This window comes from Achromobacter xylosoxidans (assembly GCF_002192695.1).
In the GTDB taxonomy this organism is placed as follows: domain Bacteria; phylum Pseudomonadota; class Gammaproteobacteria; order Burkholderiales; family Burkholderiaceae_B; genus Achromobacter; species Achromobacter xylosoxidans_C.
On the sequence record NZ_MTLG01000125.1, the window covers coordinates 302,624 to 326,780 of the forward strand.

20 protein-coding genes are annotated in these 24,157 nt (G+C 64.5%); 16 read left to right on the forward strand and 4 right to left on the reverse strand.

Features of this window, described 5'->3' with window-relative positions; translation table 11 throughout:
- Positions 1–120: 120 nt before the first annotated feature.
- The 11 genes from BRO63_RS33155 to BRO63_RS33205 all read left to right on the forward strand — a co-directional run bounded on the left by BRO63_RS33155 (position 121) and on the right by BRO63_RS33205 (position 15,305).
- A complete protein-coding gene (locus BRO63_RS33155) occupies positions 121–1,380 on the forward strand; it encodes a nucleotide sugar dehydrogenase (RefSeq protein WP_088143746.1) in 1,260 nt (419 codons plus the stop codon).
- Positions 1,381–1,419: 39 nt separating this feature from the next.
- Positions 1,420–3,900, forward strand: a complete 2,481-nt coding sequence (locus BRO63_RS33160; RefSeq protein ID WP_088143747.1) for a hypothetical protein — start codon at positions 1,420–1,422, stop codon at positions 3,898–3,900.
- Positions 3,897–5,951, forward strand: coding sequence for a glycosyltransferase (locus tag BRO63_RS33165; protein WP_088143748.1), 2,055 nt, complete (start codon positions 3,897–3,899; stop codon positions 5,949–5,951). The genes BRO63_RS33160 and BRO63_RS33165 overlap by 4 nt, the downstream gene beginning before the upstream one ends.
- Before the next feature lie 41 nt (positions 5,952–5,992).
- On the forward strand, positions 5,993–7,147 hold the full coding sequence (locus tag BRO63_RS33170; RefSeq protein ID WP_088143749.1) for a polysaccharide biosynthesis/export family protein: 1,155 nt from the start codon (positions 5,993–5,995) through the stop codon (positions 7,145–7,147).
- A 7-nt stretch (positions 7,148–7,154) separates the two neighbouring features.
- Entirely contained in the window at positions 7,155–8,495 is a 1,341-nt protein-coding gene (locus BRO63_RS33175) for an ABC transporter permease (protein WP_088143750.1), read from the forward strand.
- A gap of 9 nt (positions 8,496–8,504) precedes the next feature.
- A complete protein-coding gene (locus BRO63_RS33180; RefSeq protein WP_088143751.1) occupies positions 8,505–9,221 on the forward strand; it encodes an ATPase in 717 nt (238 codons plus the stop codon).
- On the forward strand, positions 9,199–10,374 hold the full coding sequence (locus tag BRO63_RS33185; protein ID WP_143218542.1) for a sugar ABC transporter: 1,176 nt from the start codon (positions 9,199–9,201) through the stop codon (positions 10,372–10,374). The genes BRO63_RS33180 and BRO63_RS33185 overlap by 23 nt, the downstream gene beginning before the upstream one ends.
- Complete coding sequence (locus BRO63_RS33190; RefSeq protein ID WP_088143752.1) at positions 10,367–12,271, forward strand: Vi polysaccharide transport protein VexE; 1,905 nt, start codon at positions 10,367–10,369, stop codon at positions 12,269–12,271. The genes BRO63_RS33185 and BRO63_RS33190 overlap by 8 nt, the downstream gene beginning before the upstream one ends.
- Positions 12,272–12,283: 12 nt before the next feature.
- On the forward strand, positions 12,284–13,504 hold the full coding sequence (locus BRO63_RS33195) for a pectate lyase family protein (RefSeq protein WP_088143753.1): 1,221 nt from the start codon (positions 12,284–12,286) through the stop codon (positions 13,502–13,504).
- A gap of 183 nt (positions 13,505–13,687) precedes the next feature.
- Positions 13,688–13,948, forward strand: a complete 261-nt coding sequence (locus tag BRO63_RS33200) for a helix-turn-helix domain-containing protein (RefSeq protein WP_088143754.1) — start codon at positions 13,688–13,690, stop codon at positions 13,946–13,948.
- A gap of 4 nt (positions 13,949–13,952) precedes the next feature.
- Positions 13,953–15,305, forward strand: coding sequence for a type II toxin-antitoxin system HipA family toxin (locus BRO63_RS33205; RefSeq protein WP_088143755.1), 1,353 nt, complete (start codon positions 13,953–13,955; stop codon positions 15,303–15,305).
- 26 nt (positions 15,306–15,331) lie between these two features.
- Here BRO63_RS33205 and BRO63_RS33210 read toward each other — a convergent pair whose 3' ends face one another.
- Positions 15,332–16,099, reverse strand: coding sequence for an AraC family transcriptional regulator (locus tag BRO63_RS33210; RefSeq protein WP_088143756.1), 768 nt, complete (start codon positions 16,097–16,099; stop codon positions 15,332–15,334).
- Positions 16,100–16,191: 92 nt separating this feature from the next.
- Between BRO63_RS33210 and BRO63_RS33215 the strand changes: the two genes are divergently transcribed.
- The gene (locus BRO63_RS33215; protein WP_088143757.1) at positions 16,192–17,331 is read left to right on the forward strand and encodes an MFS transporter; all 1,140 of its coding nucleotides are present in this window, start codon (positions 16,192–16,194) and stop codon (positions 17,329–17,331) included.
- Positions 17,332–17,386: 55 nt separating this feature from the next.
- On the opposite strand, the gene BRO63_RS33220 is transcribed toward BRO63_RS33215, so the two are convergent.
- Positions 17,387–17,881 (reverse strand): Ohr family peroxiredoxin, encoded by a 495-nt coding sequence (locus BRO63_RS33220; protein ID WP_179215276.1) that lies wholly within the window; start codon positions 17,879–17,881, stop codon positions 17,387–17,389.
- 289 nt (positions 17,882–18,170) lie between these two features.
- Between BRO63_RS33220 and BRO63_RS33225 the strand changes: the two genes are divergently transcribed.
- Positions 18,171–18,821, forward strand: a complete 651-nt coding sequence (locus tag BRO63_RS33225) for a DUF1629 domain-containing protein (RefSeq protein WP_256943457.1) — start codon at positions 18,171–18,173, stop codon at positions 18,819–18,821.
- On the opposite strand, the gene BRO63_RS33230 is transcribed toward BRO63_RS33225, so the two are convergent.
- The gene (locus tag BRO63_RS33230) at positions 18,818–19,567 is read right to left on the reverse strand and encodes a Crp/Fnr family transcriptional regulator (protein ID WP_256942826.1); all 750 of its coding nucleotides are present in this window, start codon (positions 19,565–19,567) and stop codon (positions 18,818–18,820) included. The genes BRO63_RS33225 and BRO63_RS33230 overlap by 4 nt on opposite strands.
- A gap of 140 nt (positions 19,568–19,707) precedes the next feature.
- Here BRO63_RS33230 and BRO63_RS33235 point away from each other — a divergent pair, with 140 nt between their 5' ends.
- Genes BRO63_RS33235 through BRO63_RS33245 form a run of 3 tightly spaced genes read left to right on the forward strand, consistent with a single transcriptional unit; the run spans position 19,708 to position 22,640 of the window.
- Positions 19,708–20,931, forward strand: a complete 1,224-nt coding sequence (locus BRO63_RS33235; RefSeq protein WP_373557811.1) for an ABC transporter substrate-binding protein — start codon at positions 19,708–19,710, stop codon at positions 20,929–20,931.
- A 5-nt stretch (positions 20,932–20,936) separates the two neighbouring features.
- Entirely contained in the window at positions 20,937–21,851 is a 915-nt protein-coding gene (locus BRO63_RS33240) for a 3-keto-5-aminohexanoate cleavage protein (protein WP_088143759.1), read from the forward strand.
- Positions 21,852–21,863: 12 nt separating this feature from the next.
- On the forward strand, positions 21,864–22,640 hold the full coding sequence (locus BRO63_RS33245) for an SDR family oxidoreductase (protein ID WP_088143760.1): 777 nt from the start codon (positions 21,864–21,866) through the stop codon (positions 22,638–22,640).
- A gap of 47 nt (positions 22,641–22,687) precedes the next feature.
- Here BRO63_RS33245 and BRO63_RS33250 read toward each other — a convergent pair whose 3' ends face one another.
- Positions 22,688–24,136, reverse strand: coding sequence for a DUF1254 domain-containing protein (locus tag BRO63_RS33250; RefSeq protein ID WP_088143761.1), 1,449 nt, complete (start codon positions 24,134–24,136; stop codon positions 22,688–22,690).
- Between the last annotated feature and the right edge of the window lie 21 nt (positions 24,137–24,157).

Genomic DNA, 24,157 nt, shown 5'->3' on the forward strand with positions numbered 1-24,157 from the left:
CCCGCCCGAATCGGGACAAACATATTCGATTCTGCATCGATTCCATGTCCCCGGGTGTCAATTTCTAGTGTCTACGACACGACGAAAACAGTGAGGTCCCCCGTGGTAAAGAGAATCGCAGTGTGTGGCCTTGGATATGTCGGCCTGCCCGTAGCCGTCGCATTTTCCAAGCGCTTTGATGTCATCGGCTTTGATGTGGACAAGCGCAGAATCGCACGGCTGAAAGAGGGTGACGATTGGACCGGCGAGATCGAACGCGACGTGTTGCTTGCCTCCCCCATGCAGTTCACCGACCAGGTCTCGGAACTGGAAGGCTGCGATTTCTTCGTGGTCGCCGTCCCGACCCCCGTGGACGAGAAGAACAACCCCGACTTTTCCCTGCTGGTGCGTGCCTGCCGCTCGATCGGCCCCGTGCTGCGTCCCGGTTGCATCGTGGTCTTCGAATCCACCGTCCATCCCGGCGCCACCGAGGAAATCTGCGGGCCGGAACTGGAGAAAGTGTCCGGCCTGCGATGCGGCGTCGATTTCAAGCTGGGCTACAGCCCCGAGCGGATCAATCCGGGCGACCGCGAGCATCCGCTGGAGAAGATCGTCAAGATCGTGTCCGGCCAGGACGAAGAATCGCTGGAAGTCATTGCCGGCGTCTACGAGCAGATCATCGACGCGGGCGTGCACCGCGCTTCCTCCATCAAGGTTGCCGAGGCGGCGAAGGTGCTGGAGAACACCCAGCGCGACATCAACATCGCGTTGATGAACGAAATGTCGAAGATCTGCGATCTGGTCGGCATCCGTACCTCGGAAGTGCTGGCGGCCGCCGGCACCAAGTGGAACTTCCTCAAGTTTTCGCCCGGTCTGGTGGGCGGTCACTGCATCGGCGTCGATCCGTACTACCTGACGTCCAAGGCGCAGGAGCTCGGCTACCACCCCGAAGTCATCCTGTCGGGCCGCCGCATCAATGATGGCATGGCCAGCCACGTGGCCTCGCGCGTGGTCCAGACCCTGGCCCGCAACGGCCGCCTCAACGCCACGACCCGTGTCGGCATCCTGGGCATGACGTTCAAGGAAAACGTGCCCGACATCCGCAATTCCAAGGTGGTCGATCTCTACAACGCCCTGGGCGCATATGGCATTACGCCGGTCGCGTGCGATCCGATGGCCGATCGGGAACAGATGGAGCACGAGTACGGCATCAAGCTCGTCGAACGCGACCAGTTCCGCGACATGGATGTGCTGATCCTGGCGGTGCCGCACCGCGAAACCATGGACACCTTTTGGGACGACCTGCCGACGCTGGTCAAGAGCGACGGCATGGTGTGCGACCTGAAGTCCGTGCTCGACAGCAAACGGCTTCAGTCCGACCTCCTGTACTGGACTCTTTAAGTTCAGGCTCACTATCGATCACTAGAGGAGAGCCTCCGAATGGCTGCTTTTACCACCGCTCCGATTGGAACCTGCCGCATCCATACGCCGCTGCGCGATGCCGTGGGCCGCTACCCGATCAAGCTGCAACTCGGGCGCAACTACGGCTTCGTGCACACCAGCGCCGAGGCGCTGCAGCAGGCGCGCTTCATGTTCGGCCAGGGCGATATCCCCGCCGACGTCCAGCGCGTGATTTTCCGGCCTTCGAATGGCGAGCAGGCGCGTAAAGGCGCCCACAAGCCGGCTGACCTCTACGTGGTCGAACTGTCCTCGCGCAAGCTGCTGGCGATAGACGGCTATCCGATCCAGTCCAATTACCTGGTGCGCTACTTCAGCGAGTTCTTCGCCGACCGCACGCGCACCCGGATGTTCTGGTCCATGGCCCACGCCGACCGCCTGGCCGAGCGGCGCGCGCTGCTGGATCAGGACCCGGTCTTCAAGGGGCTTACGCCGGATGACCGCGACCTGCTCGCCCGCATCGTCAAGCGCGATCAGACGGACGAGGAGATCGAGCAGGAAATGAACCAGCTGGTCGAGCTGCTGGGCCGCGACAAGGTGGTGTTCGTGACCCACGTCAATGCCCTGACGCCCGACAATGCGCCCATCGAACAGCGGCAGCAGCTGATCGCCGCGGTGACGGCCAGTGCGCAGCGTATTGGCGTGCCTTGCTACGACCCGACGCCCTTGATGAACAAGATCGGCCAGGGCGAAGCGATGGAAGATGGCGGGCTCGACCTGACCCATTACACGCCGGCCTTTGCCGAACGCCTGTGCGCCGAGTGGTTCAAGACCTACATGCGTCCGCGCATGGATGCCTCGACGACGCAGCCTTCCGCGCCCAAGCTTGCCGCCGACGAAAGCGCGGACCGCATCGAAAAGCTCTGGGACTCGGGACAACTGCGCGAAGCTTCGCGCCGCGTGCGCGAGGTGCTGCGCCGCCATCCCGGCCTGCCGGACCACACCCTGCTGTTTGCGCGCATCCAGGAAGAACTGGGCGACTATGAAGGTTCGCTGGCGCTGCTGGGCAGCGCCGATGGCGCGGTGGCTTCCGGCAGCAAGGCCGAGCAGATCCTGATGCGCAACCAGTTCAAGCTGGGACGCCATGAGGTCGCATACTCGCTCGCCGCCGGCCTGCTGGGCGATGAGATCGAAACGCCGGAAATCGTGCGCATCGCGGCATTCTCCGCTGGACACCTGGGCTATGTGGACGAGGCCCTGGGCAACTGGAAGCAGCTTTTCCGCATTTCTTCCCCGCAAGATGCGGTAGCGGTGGAAGCCGCCGACACGGTGCTCGCGCTGCTGCAGGCCAGTGGCGACATGGAAGCCGCCATACGCTGGGTCAACGAGGTACGCGCGGTCATGCCCACGCATGGCTGCGGCTTTGCGATGCTGTGGCGCGACCGCCTGCTGGCTGGCGACCGCGTCGGACTGCGCAACATGGCGTCCGAATCGCCCGCGCTCAATGACATCCAGGTTCTCGAACTCGTCAAGGAAGCGTCTTGGCGCGGCTGCATCATGGCAGCGGCGACGCTGGCGGTCTCGTGCAAGCTGGCGAACAGCGACCAGGAGGATATCGCTTCCTGGTTGAAGTCGCAGTCGCAGGCCTGGGCCGACGAAGGCGATCGAGCCCTGGAAGAAGGGCGTCTGCGGGACGCGGCGGAGCGCATCTGCGCGCACCGTCTGCTGACGCCGGATCTCCTGGCCGGTGTGCGCGCACAGCGTGCGTTCGAGCGTGCCATGCGCCTGGGCGTGCGCGCCGCGCTGGTGGCGGGCAATCACAAGGAGGTCATCGACCTGACGGATATCGCGCTGGACACCCAGATCGATTTCCCCGAACTGCACGCCATGCGCGGCCGCGCGGCCGACGCATTGGGAGACAAGCAAACCGCCATGCGGCACCTCGAGCAGGCTGCGGCAGGCGATTCCGCCCCGTTCAGCGCGAAGCTGCATTTTGCGCGCGTGGCCTTCAATGGCGGCTGGTACGGCGAAGCCATCGACGCCTACAAGACGGTGCTGGACCACGAGGGCGCCGACCAGGGCGCCCGCGACGAGGCCGAGCGTCAGCTTGGCAGGCTCGGACCGCGCGCCATCCGTGGCGCCCGCGAGATCCTGTCCGCTGGCGACCACCAGGCTGCCTGGAACCTGTTGGACCGCGTGGCGCAATCGTGGCCCGCAATGACGGAAGTCGACCACGAAAAGCGGCGCATCCTCGCGGTGCTGTACGCGGAATCGCGCGCGCTGGATCCGGCGAGCACGACCGAACGCCTTGCCCTGGGCGAGCGCATCGTGAAGCTGGTGCCCGATGATCCCATCGGCCTGCGCCTGGCCGCGGTGGGCGCCATGCGCCTGCACCGCTTCGAGCAGGCTTTGCCCTACTGGCGCAAGCTGCAGGAACGCTCCGAAAATCCGGCGCAGTTCGATCACTACATTCAGCGTTGCCAGGTTTGGATCGAGAAAATCAATCGGAGGAAGGCCGCATGAATCCGCCATTGACTACCGAGCTAGCGGAGGCTGCGTCCGACCTTAAATCGGTGCAAGCCCAATTGGAAGAGATCGTCACGGCGTCGGTGCGGGTTCAAGTGGCCCAGGAAAACCTGGAACGCGCTCAGGCGCTGGCGGGCGATCACCTGGCAGACTCCAAGGTCCGCTTCCTGCTGCTCAGGCTGAAGGAAGCGGCGGGCCTGAACGAGGGCATGGCCGAGCAGTGGGCCACGCTGCTGGAAGAGTGCCCAGACGACTTCCAGATCGTCCGGTATTGCGCGACCCGGCTCGTGAAGGAACGGAAGATCGATGAGGCGTTGTCTCTGGTCGATCGCCATCTGCCGCCGTCGACGCAGAACCCGGACCGCTTGTTCTCGCGCGCCAAGCTGCTTAGCGACATCCGCGCGCACGAGCAGTCCGACGCGCTGTTCCGCCGCTTGATATCGGAGAACACCGATCGCAACATGCGCGTCGAGTTCGCCAAGCGCCTGCGCAAGCGCGGCCTGCTGGCCGACGCGTTCGACGCCATCGCGCCCGTCATGAAGCACCTGACGCCCGGCAGCAAGGCGGCGGAACTGGCCAACGAACTGGCCAGCGACTATGCCTTCTACCAGCGCTTCGAGTCCGAAGAGGGACTAATCGGCAAGGACGTCAGGATCGTGTCGATGAAGCATGCGATCCTGCACTTCCGCGATCGCCAGATCGTCGAGCAGTCGGCGGAGAAGCCGGTGTCGGTGGCACTGGTGACGGGCAGCCTCGGGCCCGGCGGCGCCGAGCGCCAGCTGACGCGGCTCGCAGGCGAATTGACCCGTCTGGCGGAGTCTCCCGAGCGCCGTCCGGCCGATGTCATCATGATGCCGAAGAAAGTGGAAGTCATGGTGAAGCAGCACACCGAACCCGCGGGCTCCACCAAGAAGCAGGGCTTGGACTTTTTCCTGCCCGTGCTGGTGAAGGCGCAGATCCAGGTCACGGAAATCAACAAGCTGCCGGCGGTCTCGGTCGCGCATCAAGCCGTTCCTGAAGGCAGCCTGAGCCGTCTGCTGGAGCAATTGCCGCCTCCGGTGCACTACGGCGTCACGCGGCTGGCGCCGGTGCTGCGGGCCAACCCGTTCGATGTGGTGAGCTTGTGGCAAGACGGCACCTGCCTGTTCGGCGCGCTGGCCGCGCTGCTGGCTGGCGCCCCGACCATACACCTGGTCTTCCGCGGGCTGCCGCCCAACATCCGCAAGGACCGATTCCGCGAAGAGTATCCCGAGCTGTACCAGGCCCTGGCGCAGGTTCCCGGCGTGGTGTTCGTGAGCAATAGCTGCAAGGCCGCGGAAGCCTACGCGGAATGGCTGGGCATCCCGATCACGCGTTTCCACATCCTGTACAACGGCGTGCCGGATCTGGCGACCGACGCGTCGGCGGCGGACGAGGAAAAGTGGAAGGCTTTCCACGAAAGCACCACCGATGCCACGGAGACCATCGGCGGCGTGTTCCGCCTGGAGCCGGACAAGCGGCCTCAGTTGTGGATCAAGCTGGCGGCGATGTATCTGAAGGATAGGCCGCAGGCGCGCTTCGTCATCGTGGGCGACGGACGCCTGCGGGAGAACATCGAGGCGCTGGCCGAAGAGCTGAACGTGACGGACAGACTCTTGCTGGTGGGCCTTTCCAACCACGTGGGCTATTGGTATTCGCAGATGGATGCCAGTGTCCTGCTGTCGCGCTATGAAGGCCTGCCCAACGTGCTGATCGAAGCCCAGTTGGTGGGCGTGCCGGTGATCTCGACGCCCGCCGGCGGCGCCGGCGAGTGCTTTGTGGAAAACGAAACCGGCCATCTGCTCAGCTGCGTCGATCACCCGGATCTGCACGAGGCATGCGAGAAAGTCGCCTCCATGGTGGACCAGGTGCGCGACAACGAGCAATTGAGGGAGCACAGCCGCCACCGGGCGCAGAAGCTGTTCTCGCTCGATGCCATGCTGACCAAGTTCATGGGCTTGTGCATGCCCGTGGTGTCCGAGAACGACGAACGCATGGATATCGAGCCCATGCGCCTGATGCAAGCTTGATTGGTCTTCATCCCATCAAGCTGCTGAAACGAAAGGATCTTATGCATATGTACGTCCCGGGTTCAGGGCTGCGGCGCAAAGCAGCCCTGACCATGGTGGTTCTTGCCACGCTGACTCTCGCGGGGTGCCAGTTGCCCCGTTCCGGCCCGATGTTGAGCGAGATGACGGGCGCGCATGATGACAAGGACGTCATCGTGATGCCCGTGTCGCGCCAACTGGTGCAGGCCAGCCGGGTGCCCGACGTGGCCGACTTTCCCGTGCGCTACCGCGACCTGACGCAGGCTGGCTTTGACCGCCTGGTGCCCGGCGACGGCATCAACGTGAAGGTCTGGGAGCGCGGCGGGCTGGGCGTGTTCGCGGCGGATCCGTCCGGCGTGAGCGACCTGGGCAATCAGGAGATAAATTCGGCGGGGAACGTGAGTTTCCCCATACTCGGAAAATTCCAGGCCGCCGGCATGACCCTGGCGCAGCTCCATGATGCCGTCGTGGCGCGCCTGGCCCGGCTCGTCGTCGGCGCGGATGTCAGCGTGACGCGGGCCGCGGACGCGCGCGGGCAGATGGTGACCGTGCAGGGCAACCTGACCAAGCCCGGCATGTATGCCATCACCCAGACCTCGCAGCGCCTGAGCAGCGCGCTGGCCCAGGCCGCGCCGGTGCAGACGAATCCCGAACAGCTCGTCATCAGCCTGCGCCGCGACAATCAGGTGGCGTCGGTGCGGCTATCGGACATCTACCGCAACCAGAACAACGACATCCTGCTGCGCGCGGGCGATGTCATCACGGCCTATGACTCGAAGGAGTACCTGACCGTGCTGGGCGCGGCCGGAACCCAGGGGCGCGTGGCCATCAGCAAGCGCAACTACAGCGTGCTGGATGCGTTGGCGGATTCGCGGGGCCTGGACGACAAGCTGGCGGATCCGCGCTCCGTTTTCCTCTTCACGCCGGCCAAGGCTGGCGCCGAGGGCAAGCCGGATCTGTTGCCGGTGGTCTACCAGTTCGACCTGACGCGGCCGGAGCAGGTGGCGCTGGCGCGCGAGTTCACCGTGCATGAAGGCCAGGCCATCTATATCTCGGATGCGCCGTTCACGCAGGTGCAGAAGGTCTTGTCGGCGTTCCGCGTCACCATGAGCGCAGGCTTCAGCGCCACGCGCGCCATCGACAGCGATTCGGGCGGCTCGTCCGGCATAAGCCAATAGCGTGTCGATGAGCAACGAGGACAGAATCAAGGGCTGGCGGTCGCGCCGTAAGGACAGTAGCTACTCAGTGGGATCCGGCGTCGCGGCCTGGCGCCTGGATCCGGCGGCATTGTTTGAAGCAAAGGCCCCGCCGGCCGTCCTGCTCAAGCCTCTGGTCGCGCGCTTGCAGGGCGAGCCGCACGATTCCGTGGCTGCGCGGCGGGCGGTCTACGAGGCGGTGCAGGCGGAGCTGGATGCGGAGATCACGCGCAGCGCCGTCGACGAGACGCTGGCCGATTTTTCGCGGCGGCGCCTGCGCGTCATCGTGCGCCTGCTGGAAATGGACATCCGCGATGGCGTCGAGGTGTTCGCGCCCGGCTACATGCCGGCCAAGCTGGTGGCGGAGGACGAGCGCCTGGCCGCGGCGCATGCGCGACGCGTGGATCGCAGAAAGCAGGACGAGGCGCGCGAAGCGCGCCGCCACGCCTCGCGCAACGACATCGCGCTGGAAGTGGAAGTGTCGCAGGACGAGGCCGGTGACCTCGCGATACTTCGGGATCGCCTGCAGGGCCTGCATGAGGGGCATGATCCGAGCCATTCGGTGAAGTTCCGGCCGGTCGGGCGCACGCTGTTGGCGATGTTCATCTACCAGCTGCGCGTAATGCATGGCGAGAGCCGGATCGCGCTGGTGTGGGCGCTGGTGGGTCCGGTTGTGCTGCTGACGTTGATCTCGTCGCTGTACATCCTGATGGGCACGCACTACATCATGGGCATGGATGTGCAGACGTTTTCCCTGCTTGGCGCCACGACCTGGATCATGTTTCGCCAGATTGTCTTCCGCAGCAGCACGGCCTATGTTTCGGCGCGGGGTTTGCTGAACTTCCAGGGTGTCACGCCGTTGATGTGCGCGTTGGTGCAGGCGTTCATCTACGTGTCGGTGTATCTGGTGGTGTTCCTGGTGCTGATTAGCGCAGGCCACGCATTGGAGCTCATCACGCTGCCGAAGAGTTGGCCGGGTTTTCTGCTTTACGTGGTGCTGATGGGGTGTTTCGGAGTTGCGTTGGGCGTGCTGTTCGGATCGATCGCGACCTACTGGCATTTCTTTCTCAGGCTGGCGCCGATCATTGAACGCTTTCTGCAGATATTCGCGGCCGTGTTCTTTGTATCGGAGCAGCTGCCTGAGAACCTGCGTCCCTGGATGCTGTGGCTGCCGCTGGCGCATGGCATGCAGCTGCTGCGATCGGCCTATTTCGAGGCCTACACCTCGCACGATGCGAGCTTGGGGTATTTCCTGACCTCTTTGGTTTTCCTGATGGTGCTTGCATTGGCGGCCGAGCGTCTGGCTCGTCCCAATGTCCAGCCGATGTGAGGCAAGTAGATGATCCATTTCAATGGCGTCACTGACGAGCCGTATGCATTCGGAAGCAGGCAGGCGCTGCTTTCCAATGTTGATCTCGATATCCCGGTCGGGCGCTATGCCTTGCTGTCGCCCGCGCCGGAACTGCATCGCCAGATCGTCGATGTGCTGTGCGGCCTGCGGCCGCCGCGCCAGGGCTTCGTCAAGCACGACGGCAACGTGTCTTGGGCCATAGGCCGGCAGGGCTTCATCCGCGGCAAGGCAAACGGCCTGAGCATGATCGACTTCGTCAGCGAGATGTACGAGATCGACGCCGATGCCACGCATGAACTTGTCGCCGACCTGGTCAGCGATCCCAGGACCCTGGCCAAGCCCATGGAGCACTGGCCGCTATACGCGCGGCAGGAGTTCTCCTTTGCGCTGGCGCTCGCGCCGGCATTCGACGTCTATGTGATCGAAGGGGCCATCCCCTTCGAGCCTTGCCGTTTCACCCGCCTCTGGCTGGCTCTTTTCGAAGAGCGGCTGGTTGGCCGGACACTCATTCTTTCCAGTTACCGCCAGAATCAGTTGGCGGACTATTGCTTCAAGGGTTTGATTTATGAACGAAGCGCGCTCAGCATCGAAGACGACCTCGACCAGTGCATCCGCAGGTATCCCCCGCGACGCTCAAGGAGCGAATCCGGCACAGGCGACGACGTCTTCGGAGGCGGCTTCGATGAGGGCGGAATCGGCCTCTGAGGGCAGGTCCGAAATCGAACGCCGCCGCCGCGAGCGCCAATCGGCGCTGCGCGAGCGGCGCCGCCACCGCTGGATCAACACGCTCATGGTGTTGGCGCCGGTGGTGTGCGCCCTGATCTATGTGTCGCTGTTTGCCACGCCGCGCTACGAGGCCGAGTCGCGCTTCTTCGTGCAGTCGGCCTCCGGCCAGCAAGGCGGCGGTGGCGCGGCGGCCAGCCTCCTGACCACGGGCAACGCGGGCGGCATGCTGGGCGGCTTCGTGGACGGATGGGCGGTCGCTGATTTTCTCAAGTCGCGGGATGCCATGCAGCAGCTCGACAGGAAGGTCGGCCTGCGCCAGTACCTGATCCGCTCGGGCATGGATCCGATGAACCACCTTGCCGAGGATTCCAGCGAGGACGATCTCTTCCGTGCCTACCAGGCCGCGGTCAAGGTCTCTTTCAACGCGCTGGAGCAGATCGACGTGCTGCGCGTGAGCGCATTCTCGTCGGAGGACGCCGCGATGCTGTCCAAGGCGCTCATCGAGCTGGCCGAGAATTTCGTCAGCTCCATGAATGAAAAGGGCGTCGCGGACAAACTGAAAGTGAGCGAGGAAGCGGTGAAGCTCGCCGAGCAAAAGGCGCTTGCCGCCCGCGAGACTTTGACCGCGTGGCGGACCACCCACGGCAATATCGATCCCACGGCCACGGTGACGATGCTGCTGAACCTTTCCAGCCAGCTGGAAGGGGAGCTCAACACCGCGCAGATCAATCTCGACAAGATCCGCGCGCTGGGCAACAAGGACCATTTCATGCTGCGGCCCGCCGAGATGCAGGTGACTTCCCTGAAAAAACGGATAGCGGCGGTGCGCCAGCGCCTGAGCGGCGGCGGCAATACGGAAGCGAAGCAGCTCAAGTCCTACGAAGCGCTGAGGAATGCCCAGGTGTTCGCGGATTCGAACCTGACCCTGGCGCAGCAGACCTACCAGCAGGCCATGACGGACACGCTGCGCCTGCAGCGTTACCTGTCCATCATCGCGCAACCGGTGCCCACGGACCGTCCAAGCAGTCCGCGCACGGGAATCCTGCTGCTGCAGGCGCTGGCGCTGGGCTTTGTGCTGATGTTCATCGCGCGCGTGGCGATGGCTTTGTTGAGGGGGTTGCGTCATGGTTGATATGGCAATTGCGGATCGTCCCGCCGGTATTGATGCCACGGCGCGCTTGCGTGACGTGATCAAGCAGATTCATGCCTCGGCCGAACCGCTGAACGGCATGCCCATGCTGGAGCCGGCGCTGCGGCGGGCCGCGGACGGATGGCGCGATGCGCGCCGCTTGCTGGTTTCTCCCTTGGTGCGGGAGGGCAAGCTCGTCCCCGCGATCGCCGCGCTGGAAATCATGGTTGCGGTCTATCCCGCGCGCGCCGACGAGCGCCGCCTGCTCGCCAGCCTTTTCGGGCGCACCGAGCAATGGGACCGCGCCATCGCCGAAGCGGACGCCGCCGCCGGCATCGAGCCGGACACCGCGGCGCTGCACGCGGCGCGCATCCAGTTGCGCGTGCAGGCCGGCCGCGCGGCCGAGGCCGCCGAGGTCGCCCGCGCGACCAGGAGCCTGGCGGAGAACGAGCCTGGCGAGGCCTATCCCTGGCTGATGGCCTTCGTGCGCAACGGCGATGCCGCCGAGGCGGCCGGCATGGCAATGGCTCTGGACCCGCGTGAACTGCCCAACGAGCGCGTGGCGACGATGGCGGTGCGCGCCCTGCTGGAAGACGGCCGGGTCGAGGCGGCGATCCGGTTCGGCGGCGCGGCCTTGGCCGCGGGCCACGATTGCGCGGTCCTGCGCTCATCCCTGGGCCTGGCGCACTTGCGGCGCGGCAACGAAGAGGACCGCAAGGTGCATGCCCTGGCGCACTTCGAGGCCGGCTTGGGCGCGGCGCCCGATGACGTGAGGCTGCTGACGCTGCATGGCGAGACCCTGCTGCGCGCGGGACGCTACAAGGAAGCGCTGACGCCGCTGAAGCAGGCCATAGACCTGGCGCCGGATCTGGAGCAGACGCGGGCCTTCTATGCGCGCGCGCTGCGCTACACGCTGCAATACGATGCCGCGGCCGACCAGATGATGCATCTGCTGGAGAAGTCGCCCGAAAAGCAGCTCTGGCAGCGTGCGGCCATCAGCGCGCTGTCCCAGGCCGGGCGCAAGCAGGAGGCCGAGGCGCTATTTGGCCAGTACGTGGCGCAACGCGGCCAGCGGCTGCCGGCGACCTTCCAGGAAGCCATGGCGCAGCTGGAGGAACGGCTGCACACTGCCCCGATACCGCAGGCGCGCCTGGACTGGGCCTGGTCGATGCGCGGCGACACCAGCATCGACCGCGCGCAGTGGGAACGCCGTGCGCGCTGGGGCCATCTGGTGGACCATCTGCTGTTCGACTGGCTTGAGTGCCGCGAAGAGAGCGTCGAAGAGGCCATGCAGGTGTTGGGCGAACTGGATACCGGCGAGCGCTTCTTTGCGCCGCTGCTGGCGGGGGGCAAGGGCGTGGTGGTCGCCACGGCGCACGTAGGCCCCATGTATGCGGGGTTGATGGCGCTGGAACTGGTGGGCATCCCGTCGCGCTGGCTGGCGACCGCGCCCAGCATTGCGCAGAGCAGCTATTCCGCCGCCTTGATCTCCACCGCGGACCAGACCGAGGCGCAGGTCGCCAAGGCCTGCATGCGCGCGCTGACCTCGGGCTATGTGCTGTGCCTGGCGATAGACGGCGCGGCCAATCCGGCGGCGCCGCGCACCACCTTCGAAGGGCAGGACGTGACGTACTCCAGCTTCGCGTCCCATCTGGCGCATCGCATGGGGGTGCCCTCGGTGTTCTACGCGCCGCGCTGGGAGAACGGCCACGTCGCCTATACGCTGGAGATGCTGCCCGCTGCCCAGCCCGGGGAGGACGCCGATGCGTATTCCTTGCGCTGGCAGCAGGCCTATTTCGAACGGCTCAGGGAGCATCTGGCCGGCCCGCCGGAGAACCTGCGCCTGAGCGGAGGCATCTGGCGCCACGTCACGGCCGCGGACCGGTCCGATCAGCAATAGGAGCAAGCGTCGATGAAGGCTGCAATGAATTCCGCGCGTTGGCTGCTCGCCCTGGCCATGCTGTACGGCGGGGCGGCCGCGGCCGACGAAGCGTGCGCCAGTCCGGACGAGCATTGCCCGTCCATCGCGGCGCTGCTGCAGCAGCGCGAAGGCTACGGCGCCCGGGCCACGGGAGGCCTGGGCGGCAAGTTCATCGACGTTACATCCGACCAGGACTCGGGTCCTGGAACACTGCGCGCCGCGCTGGCGCAGGCGAAGAAAGGACCGACCTGGATACGCTTCGCCTCCGACATGACCATCGTCCTGGATAAGCAGCTGCGCGTGCCGTCCAATACGACGATAGACGGACGCGGCAAGCGCGTCACCCTGATAGACGACGGGCTGGGCGTGTACGGCAGCAGCAACGTCATCCTCACGCATCTGACGATAGACGGGCGCTTGTCGCGGCTGACGCAAGCCGTGAACGTGGCCAACAACAGCCGCGACGTATGGGTCGACCACATGGACCTTTCACGCATGTCGGACCGGCTGCTGAACGTCAAGAACGGCTCGACCGACGTCACGATCTCATGGACCAAGTTCCACAATTCGAACAAGGTCATGCTGCTCAACAACATCACGTCGAAGAACCTTTACGCAAACTACGACCGCGATTCGATCGCGCGCGTGACGCTGCATCACAATTATTTCCTCAACACCGTGCAGCGCAATCCCCGGGCGCAGTTCGGCACCTTCCATCTCTTCAACAATCTGCTGGAAGACTGGGACTTCTACGGCATGAGTTTCAGCCTGGAAGCCCGGGCGCTGGTCGAAGGCAATATCTTCAAGAATTCCACGCAACGCAAATGCGTGGAGCCCGAATTCTTTCCGACGGTGGAAGGAATCAATGTGAATTACTGCCACTACATTCCCATCGCCGCCAAGCGCAGTGCGCTGGAAAACGGCGAGTCCGATCGCGACGCCTATGAGAAGCTGAAATCCCAGCATGGTTATACCCGGGACTACAAGGCCTTCCTGCGCCTGAAGGACAATCTGTATCTGGGCGATGCCAAACCGGTGCTGCAGGATTACCGGGCCGAGTCCGCGCCGACGCCGCCTTATTGCTACGGCTACGAAAAACCCACGCCGGAGCTGGCGGAGAAGATCCGTAAGTTCGCGGGGAATACGGGCGGCGATACGCCGTTGCCGGCGTCCAGGATCGGTTCGGATTGCGAGGGCTCACGCGGGCGGTAGTCCCGCCGTTCGCAGGAGCGGAGCCGGACCATGCGGGTCGAAGCTTGGCGCCGCTCGTGAAATACAAGCTATGGTTTGTATTTAAAAAATACAAATCAAAATTTGTGAAAAATCACAACCGCATTGTGTATTTCAGATTAACAGTCTAGACTTTGTATATCTGAAATACAGCGTGAGACTTGTATTATGGATTTCACCGTACGCACCGCGACACAATTACCGGCCCTGCTCCGGGGGTTCCGCAAAGAAGCCGGCCTGACCCAGGCGGCGACGGCCTTGCGCCTTGGGGTTACCCAGCAGACCTTGTCCGCCCTGGAGCGCAATGCCGATAAGGTCAGCGCCGACCGGCTGCTGCAGCTGTTGAGCATCCTGGGGGTCGAAATGGTCCTGCGCCAGCGAGGCGCGCAGCCGGGACCCGAAACAACATCCAAACCCAGCTGGTAAAGCCATGGGGCGGCGTTCACATACGCAGGTCCTGGGTCTATGGATGAATGGCACCTATGTCGGAGAGTGGAGCAATCGACCCCACGCCGGCGAGGTCCTGCAGTACGACAAGGACTGGGTCGCCTCCGCGCCGGGCAGGCCATTGTCGCTGTCCCTGCCCTTCACGCCGGGCAATGGCCCGCATCGCGGCGACGTCGTCCGCGCATACTTCGAAAACCTGCTGCCCGACAGCAAGGAAATCCGCGAACGGGTTGCGCGCCGGTTCCGGGCAGGCTCGTCCGACGCGTTCGCCCTGCTTGCCGAGATCGGCCGCGATTGCGCGGGCGCCTTGCAGATCCTGCCCGCCGGAACAGCGCCTGCAGACGTGACGTTGGTGCAAGCCTCGCCCTTGAACGATGCCCAGGTGGCGCAGCTGTTGCGCAGCGTTCTGGCGCCGGCGCCTCTTGGCGGCCTGGACATCGCTGAGGACGATTTCCGCATTTCCATCGCAGGCGCGCAAGAGAAGACCGCCTTGCTGCGGATGGACGGACAATGGTGCTTGCCCCAAGGCGCCACGCCGACGACTCACATCCTCAAGTTGCCATTGGGGCTGGTCGGCAATATGAAGTTCGACCTGAGCGAATCGGTGGAAAACGAATGGCTGTGTTCGGAGATCCTGGCTGCCTACGGCATGCCCGTGGCGCGCACGGAAGTACTGAACTTCGAAGGCATGAAGGTGCTTGCGGTGGAACGTTTCGACCGCCGCTGGCGGGACGGCGTAGCCGGAACCCGTAGTCTCATCCGCCTGCCGCAGGAAGACATGTGCCAGGCCACCGGCACCCCGCCGCACCTGAAGTACGAGGCGGATGGCGGGCCTGGCATGGACCGCATCATGAGTCTGCTCGAAACCTCGCGTCGCTCGGAGCATGACCGGCGGACGTTCTTCCAGGCTCAGGTCCTGTTCTGGATGCTGTGCGCAACGGACGGCCACGCGAAGAACTTCAGCCTGTTCCTGCGGCCCGGCGGGGCCTACGAACTTACGCCGCTATACGACGTGTTGTCCGCCTATCCGATCCTGGGCGAAGGGCCAGGCAAGCTCTCGGCCGTCCGCGCGAAGATGGCGATGGCCGTGCGTTCGAAGAACCCGCATTGGCGCATGCGCGACATCCAGCGGCGCCACTGGCTGACGGTGGGCGCGCGTCACGGCGTCGTGGCGCCGGACGGCCAGGGAGTCCAATTCGTCTTGGACGACTTGATCGCGCGTACGCCAGAGGCCGTGCGCGAGGTCCGCGCCAGATTGCCGCAAGGATTTCCGCAGGCGCTGGCGGACAGCATCCTGGACGGCTTGCAGGCCGCGGCGGACAGGCTCGCTGCGTAGCTTCGAGGCGCGGCGACTGCCGCAACTCATGGCTCGCTGAGCACATACCGTCCCGGCGTCTCGCCCGTCATCTGCCGAAAGTAGGCGATGAATGCGCTGTCGCTGGCGAAGCCGAGATCGAACGCGATCGAGGTCACGCTGCGGCCGCAGGCCAGCAGATCCACCGCGCGCAGCAGGCGCCAGAGCTGCCGCCAGGCCTGATAACTCATGCCGGTCTCGCGTTGGAATATCCGGGTGATGGTGCGCGCGCTCGCGCCGACACGTTGCGACAGGGCTTCCAGTTCGGGCGGCAGTTCCTCCAGGTCCAGGCCGGCCAGGCGGCGGTCCGTGGGTACGGGCAACAGCATGGGTTCCCGCCTTGCCGCGCGCAATTCGTCCATGCAGACGGCCAGCAGGTTGCGCGGCGCGCCCTGGGTCCAATCGGTGTCGAAGGGTTCCAGGCTGATGCGTTCGAACACCTCGCGCAAGAGCGGGGTCATCGAAAGTATGGCGACAGCGGCCGCGGGCGCCGCGAGACGCGCGGTGTCCAGATAGATCGAGCGGTATTCGACTTCGCCGCGGATCAGGACGCGGTGCTCGGTGCCGGGCGGAATCCACGCCACGCGGATGGGAGGCAGCACGGCGATCTGCCCTGGCATTGCGAGACGGATGGAGCCCGCATGGGCAAAGAGCAGTTGGCCCCGGCCGTGGCTGTGCAGCCCGGAGTCGTGCCGTATCAGGCGCGACGCAATGCCCGTCACCGGCTGCGCCATGGTGTCGGGGTTGAACGCGTCGGTGGGTGCAAGCCTGGCCATTTGTCCGGGTTCCGATATTTATTGTCTGCCGAGCTACAACGGCGATGGCGGCGTCCGGCTAAAAAACGGGCTCTCTGTTTACCGATGCCGCCATGTTCCGCCGTCCACCTCTGCCGCTAGTCATTCTGCTGCTGAGTTTTCCGCAGATCGTCGAGACGATATACAGCCCCGCCTTGCCGCTGATCGCAGCGGCCTATCAGGCCGCGCCCGAGGACGCGGCGCAGACGTTGTCGCTCTGGTTCGTGGCCTTTGCCTTTGGCGTGGTGGCCTGGGGCCGCCTGTGCGATCTGTGGGGCCGCAGGCCGGCGCTGCTGGCTGGGCTGGCGCTATACGCGCTGGGCGCGGGCTGGGCGATGGCGGCGGGCGATTTCACGCAGCTGCTTGCGGCCAGGTTGATCGCCGCCTTTGGCGCGGCCGTGGGCTCCATCGTAACGCAGACAGCCCTGCGGGATAGCTATCAGAGCCTGGAGCTGGCGCGCGTCTTCTCCATGCTGGGGATGGCACTGGCCGTGAGTCCTGCGGTGGGAATGTACGCCGGGCAAGAGATCGCGGCCGCGGGCGGGGTCCGGGGCGTCTTTCTCGCGCTCGCCATGCTTGCCGTCGCGCTGCTCGGCGCCAGCGCGTGCCGCTGGCCCGAGACCCGGCCAGAACCGCGCGCGGCGCCACCCTTCTGGGCGACGCTGCGTGCCATGCTGCAAGACCGGGAAATCTGGCGCAGCGCGGCGCTGATAGCTATCTTCAATGCCGCGATCTTCGGGTATTACCAGCTAGGTCCCTTCCTTTTTGCCAGGTTGCAGGATTCCTGGATTGGCTTCGGCGAAAGCGGCCTGGCGTTGGCCGCGGCGTCGCTATGCGGGGCGTTCCTGAACACGGCCTTGCTGAGGCGTGGATGCTGGTCTGAACGCCTGGTGCTGTTGGGCATCGTTCTGCTGGCGCTGGGCGCGACGCTGGTTGCCGCGCTTATGGAGGGGCCCGCTTTTCTCATCGGCATGGCGCTGATTTCCGCAGCCTATGCGATTGCGATTCCCAATATTCTGGCCCATGTTTTGCGCGCTTATGCCCACGCCGCAGGCACTGCCGGCGCGGTTCTTAGCCTGATCTACTACAACCTGCTGGGGGCTGCGCTGGTGCTTGGCGGACTGGGGCAAAGGCTGGATGTGTTGCTGGGCTGTTGTGCAGCGCTTGCGGCCGCAGCATATGCGACGAATCCGCGGAAAATCCAAGATCAATGACGGGATCGCTGCCAGTGGCGTCTCTGATCCCGTTCAGGCAATCGCCGTCGGGCCTTCAGCTCAGATGCACCGACGACGCGATTCCCTGATCGGCCATCTTCGAATACGGGCAGATCGATTCGGTCTCGTGGACCAGCGCCAGGGCCAGGTCCTTGGCGATCCCCGGCAGGGAAATCTCCAGCCGGGCCTTGATGCAGAACAGGCCGTCGAACGCTTCGCGCGCGAAGGTGGTGGTGCAGTGCACGGCGAAATCCGCGGGCAGCGGGACACGGTTCTTGAGAGCAACCAGCCTCATGGCGCCATGAAAGCATGCGGCGAACCCAGCCGCGAACAATTGCTCGGGATTGGTGCCGCCGCCGTTGCCGCCCAGTTCCTTGGGTAGCCTGAGTTCGAGTTCCAGTTCGCCGTCGTTGGAGATCGCGCGGCCCGACGATCTGCCGTGTCCGGAGGCGCCGCCGGTCACGGAGACGGTGGTTGTGTACAGGGGCAGGTCTTCTGTGCCGACATAGGGTTCCAGAAGCGAGACAGAGGGCGTGGACGGGGCTTTCATGGGGGATTCCTCGGTGCGGATAAGCGGCGTGTTGTTTTTTCCGCGGCCACTATAGAGTTGTCCCCGTCAGGCGAAAAGACAGAATTTCTGTTCAGATCGGCATCTTTTCTGATAGAGGTGACGCCAGGCTTCCTAGAGCGTGTCATGAACTTTGGAGTAGGTTGGCGGCATTTCCCAGTATCAGCCTGCCGAAGACCACGTCGACGGAACTTGTGGCTGCGCCAAAGCCCCGCTAGCATCGGCTCAAAGCATTTCCGTTCTGCCCCCCGCATCCATGATGGAAGCCACCGTGACCGAACCGACCGCCATTGAAGTTTCAGCCGAAGCCGCATCTCATAAGGGCGAATTTTTCCTGATAGACGCCAGCTTCTTGGGAAACGGCAGGGTTCCCGGCATCGAAATCGTCAACGAAGAGAAGCTGATCGATCCGGGGATGAATGTCGTCTCGCGTCCTAATGGAATGCCGGATCAGTATCCGGAGCGTCCCCGCCTGGTTCATGTGCCGGAGAAGGGAGGAATGCCACGCGATCTGGAAGAGCTCGCTGGCATATGGATTGTGTCGGAGCCGTTGAAGCAACTGTTTGAGCAGTTGGACGCCGAGGCGTTTGCATTTGTGGCATGCGACTTCAGCCTTGCTGACGGCAGCCCCGCCCCTCGGTACTACCTAGGCAATGTGCTGCGCAGACTCGATGCCCTGGATGAAGCCTCTTCTCGCGTGAGGATCAAGCTCGACCCCAATTATCAGATCGGCGAGGACGAGAAACGTTATAGCCTCGTCGGCGGAGCCAGCTTGGTGTTCAAGCAGGATATTGTGGGAGATGCCCATATCTTCCGCCAGGATCGCATGGGAGCGCCTCCCATCTGCGACCGCGCGATGTTTGATGCATTGAGTGCGGCCAACTTTTCCGGCGTACGGCTGCGCGATGTAGCCGATATTTAGGCGCCCTTGTTGACCTTGGCCAGCCTGTGCAGCTCGTCCGCATCGAGGATGGCCAGTCCGCCATAGTAGGTTTCCAGCACGCCCGCGCGGGCCAGTCTCGCAAGCGCGGCATTGCAGCGTTGCCGTGAAATGCCGCACAGGCCTGCGATTTCCTCCTGGGATACCTTCAGGCGTCCATTTGTGCCCGAATGCCGTTCCGCGTTGAGCTGCGCGGCGACGGCGCGCGCGACCGTCGTGTCGACGTCGAGCAGCACGTTGGACGTGAAGCTGCTCATCAGCCAGTCCACGCGCTGCGCCAGGTGCATCATCAGCGCCTTGGTGAATTCGATGTTGTGGTTCCAGAGGCGCTCGCAGGTCTCGCGCGGCAATATCACGATCAGGCTGGGCCTGAGCGCGACCACCTCGTATTCAAACCGTTCGCGGCGGATCATGGTGGCTTCGCCGAACCAGCTGCCGGTGCTGAATCCTGCGAGCGAAAGCGACTTGCCGTCGGCGCCGGGCGACGACCATTTCACCAGCCCCTGCACCACGCCATACCACCCGGGCGACCGATTGCCCGCGCGGAACAGGAATTCACCCGCGTCCAGCGACACGACACGCAATTCCGCGCGGATCAGGTCGCGTTCGAGCTCCGGCAGGCCCTTGTACCAAGGGACGACGTCGAGCATCTTGTCCACCGCGCTTTGCGCGCGCCGCCGCCGTGCGTTCAAGGGTTCGTTGCCGGCGTCGGCCATCCGTTCGCGCATGTGTGCCTCCTTCGTAGCCGTTGTGATACCGCTCAGGTAAACCCTAGGGTGCTTTGTCGCCATGATGACTGTCCGCTGTCTTGGGCCGGCACCAGAATAGTCGAGGTTCCAAACGCCAAAACCCACAAGAGGAGACAAGCATGTTGCCCATGCAAGGCATGATGTCCCGCGGCGCCCTGGCCTGCGGCCTGGCCGTGTCGCTGCTGCACGCCCCTGCGGCCCAGGCGCAGATTTCAGACGATGTTATTCGAATCGGCTTCATCACCGACATGTCGGGCGTGTACTCGGGGCCGGATGGTCCCGGTGGCGCCGAGGCCATCAAGATGGCGATCCAGGAGATGGGCGGCGAAATCAACGGCAAGAAGATTGAGCTGCTGACCGCCGACCACCAGAACAAGGCGGACATCGCCTCGGCCAAGGCGCGCGAATGGTTCGACCAGGCGGGTCTGGACATGCTGATCGGCGGCACCAATTCCAGCACGGCGCTGGCCATGTCCAAGGTCGCGGCCGACAAGAAGCGGCCCATCATCGTGGTGGGCGCGGGCGCTCCGGCGCTGACCAACGAGCAGTGCACGCCTTACACCTTGAACTATGCCTACGATACCGTGGCGCAGGCGCGCGGCACCGGGGCGGCGGTGGTCAAGGCAGGCGGCAAGAGCTGGTACTTCCTGACCGCGGACTATGCCTTCGGTCATGCGCTGCAGGCGGACACGACCAAGGTGGTCCAGGCCGGCGGCGGCACGGTGGTGGGATCGGTCAAGCATCCGCTGTCGGCCAGCGACTTTTCTTCGTTCCTGTTGCAGGCGCAAAGCAGCAAGGCCGAGATCCTGGCCCTGGCGAACGCCGGCGCGGACGCCACCAACTCGATCAAGGCCGCCAATGAATTCGGCATCACCAAGACCATGCGCCTGGCCGGCCTGATCATGTTCATCAACGATATCCACGCCATGGGGCTGCCGGCTTCGCAAGGCATGTACCTGACGGACAGCTGGTACTGGAACGCGTCGGACGAGACCCGCGCCTGGGCCCGCGCCTTCTTTGAAAAGCGCAAGGCGATGCCATCCTCGCTGCAGGCGGCCGACTACTCCGCGGCGCTGCAATACCTGCGCGCGGTCAAGGCCACGGGCACGGATGACGCCGACCGCGTGCTGGCCTATCTGCGCGAAAACAAGCTGAACGACGTCTATATCAAGAACGGCGTGGTCCGGCCGGACGGGCGTGTCGTGCACGACATGTACTTGCTGCAGGTCAAGACGCCGGAACAGTCCAAGGAACCCTGGGACTACTTCAACGTCGTGCAGACCATCGACGGCAACCAGGCCTTCACCACCAAGGAAGAGAGCCGCTGCGCGCTCTGGAAGTGAACCTCATGAGCAAACGTAAAGTCATCGTGACCATCGCCCCGACCGGGGGCATGGCATTCAAAAGCCAGAACCCGCACCTGCCCACGCAGCCGCTGGAAATCGCGGAAGACGTGTACCGCTGCTATAACGCAGGCGCCAGCGTGGTGGCGCTGCATGCGCGCCGTCCCGACGACCAGGCGACCTGCGACGCGTCGGTGTACCGGCAGATGAACCGGCTCATCCGCGACCGCTGCGACATCGTGCTGAACAACTCCACCGGCGGCGGCGTGCATGGCGACATGGTCAAGGAAACCTCTCCGGGAACGTGGGAGATCCTGTGGGAAGAACGGCTCAAGGGCATGGACGCCGGCGCCGAGATGTGCACGCTGGACGCCACGACCTTGAACCTCGCGTTCGGCGATCGCGAATACCTGATGAACACGCCGCTCACCAAGGCCCGCGAACTGGCCGCCGGCATGCAGGCGCGCGGCATCAAGCCAGAATGGGAGGTCTTCAGCCCCACTCACATCCTGCAGGACGCCACGACGCTGATCGAGGAAGGACTGGACGAAGGGCCGCATTTCATCAATCTGGTCATGAACGTGCACCGCAACTTCCAGAATGCCATGCCGTTCTCGGTGCGGCATTTGCAGATGATGGTGGATTTGCTGCCCAGGAACAGCATCTTCTGCGTCAGCGGCATCGGTCCCGCGCAGCTGGAGGCCAACATCGCAGCCCTGCTGCTGGGCGGCCATGCACGGGTCGGCCTGGAGGACAACCTGTACTACCGCCACGGCGAACTGGCCACCAACGTCCAGCTGACCGAGCGCGTCGTGCGCGTCATCCGCGAAATGGACATGGAGCCCGCCACGCCGGCGGAGGCGCGCGAGATCCTGGGCCTGCCCCTCAAAAGCGGCATCCGGCCCGAGTTCGCAATCTGACGAGGAAACGCCATGAGCCATTCACTGCAAGGAAAGCGCGTCCTCGTCACTGCGGGCGCGCAAGGCATAGGCCTGGCGATCGCGCGCACGTTTCTGGAGGCGGGCGCCGAGGTGCACGTTTGCGACGTGGACGAAGCGGCGTGCAAGGCCGCCGCCGCCGCGCATCCGAGCCTGGGCGTCAGCGTGACGGACGTGTCCAGCGAGGCGCAAGTCCAGGCCATGTTCGGCGAGCTGGCGCGGAAATGGAGCAAGCTCGACGCCCTGGTCAACAACGCGGGCGTGGCCGGTCCGACCAATCGGCTGGAAGAGACTACGCTCGACGCGTGGCAGCGCACGCTGGATGTCAACCTGACAGGGACCTTCCTGTGCGCGCGCAGCGCGGTGCCGTTGCTGCGCGCGGCAGGCGGCGGATCCATCGTCAATATCTCGTCGGTGGCGGGCCGCCTGGGCTTCTCGTTGCGCTCGCCCTATAGTGCCAGCAAGTTCGGGCTGGCTGGCCTGACGCAGACCTGGGCGATGGAATTGGGGCCGTCGAATATCCGTGTCAATTCCGTGCTGCCGGGCGTGGTGTCGGGCGACCGCGTCGAACGGGTCATTGCTGCCCGCGCCGCGGCCGGCGGCGTGAGCCACGAGGCGATGCGCGAGCAGCTTGTGGACAAGGTGTCGTTGCGCCGCATGACCAGCCCGCAGGACGTGGCCAATCAGGTCGCTTTCCTGTGTTCGGACGAAGGCGCCATCATCAGCGGCCAGAGCATTTCCGTCTGCGGCAACGTCGAGTATCTGGGCTGAGCCGCCGATCGCGCCATGGCCGTTGGCGCGATCGAAGTCTTGCCGCGCTATTGGCCGCTGCGCTGGAAGTCGCCCGGCTTCCAGCTCTTGTCGAAAGCAGCTGCTTCGGGGCCGTAGATGCGGATGTAGGCGAACCAGCCCTGGCCGGGATGGGTCTTGATCCAGCGGTTTTCCTGGCCCGCCGGAGCCTTGGGACCGAAGTAGAGCGTAAGCGGCTTGCTCTGGTCCACGTCCTTGAGTTCAAACAGCGAGCGCAGCGCGGCCTTGTCCTGGTCGGTTTGCACCTGTGAACGGGTCTTGCTGTCGTACACCGTGACCGACCAGAACAGCTTGCCTGGCACTGGCTGCGGCACGCTGAGCGTGTACTGCTTGCCGCCGTCCAGATAGGCGCCCTGCGCGTCGCGTGCGCCCAGCCAATAGAGCGAGCCGGCGCCAGGGTCGCGGCGGAACATGGCGGGTGAAGTCACGATGGCCTGCGCGAACCAGCGGTCGCGCGCGTCCAGGTCTACGCCGGCGGGGGTTTCGAACTGCGCGCTGCCGGGTACGAGACCTACCCATTCCCAATGGCGATCCGGCCATGCCTTGCGGTCTGGCCGCTCGCTGTCGAAGGCGGCTACCAGCATCTGGTCCCGGCCCAGGCGCGCGGCCTGGGTCAGCGTTTCCTTGAGCTTCGCATCCGGCTTGAACGGTTTGCCCTTCTCTATGCCCAGCTCGGCCAGCAAGCCGTACATCGGGCGCGCGGCGGCTGCGACGGGTTCTTCCTGTATGACCTTGTTCAGCACTTCCCAGAAGCGGAAGTTGTCTTCCCATTTTAGCGAGGAGCTGTCCATGGCCAGGCGGCTGGTGTCGACTGGTGTCAGCGGCTGGCCCGCTGCGCCTTGTTCTGACCAGGGATGGATCTTGACCGCGCGCAAGGCGTCGAGCGCCTTGGGCAGATCGCCGCCGACCGGTAGGGCACGCAGCGCGAGCAGGTTCTTCAAGGACGGAGAACGGCCCACGTAGTAGCCGTCGGGCACCTTGCCTTCGTATCCAGGCGGCAGCACCAGATGCTTGCCCCCCTTGCCGGCGTCAGGCCCGGGCAGGCCCAGGTCCTGCACCCAGCCTTGGTTGTGGTCGTCGACCAGGCCGATGAATGGGCCGGGCGGCAGGTCGATGACCATGGGTCCCTGGCTCAGGTCAAGGACGGCCGAACCGTAGGGCGTGTCGGAGTTGAGGGTGAAGCCGACCTGGCGCGGCCCCGTCGCGGCGATGCCCCACTGCTTGCCGTCTTCGATGCCGACGGAGCGGTTGCCGTTGAAAATGCCCTCCACGGAAACGGTGGGATACCAATACCGATAGGCGATCAAGGCGCGCTGCAGCGTCTGGTCGCTGCGCACCTGCTGCGAGGTCTGCGGCGTGGGATAGCCGCGTTCGAAGCGATAGGGCGCGGCATCCTTGGCATATGCGGCGCCGGCGCAAGCCAGCGCCAGCATGGCGGTCAGGGTACGGTTCATCATGGTGTTGCAGTCTCCAGGCAG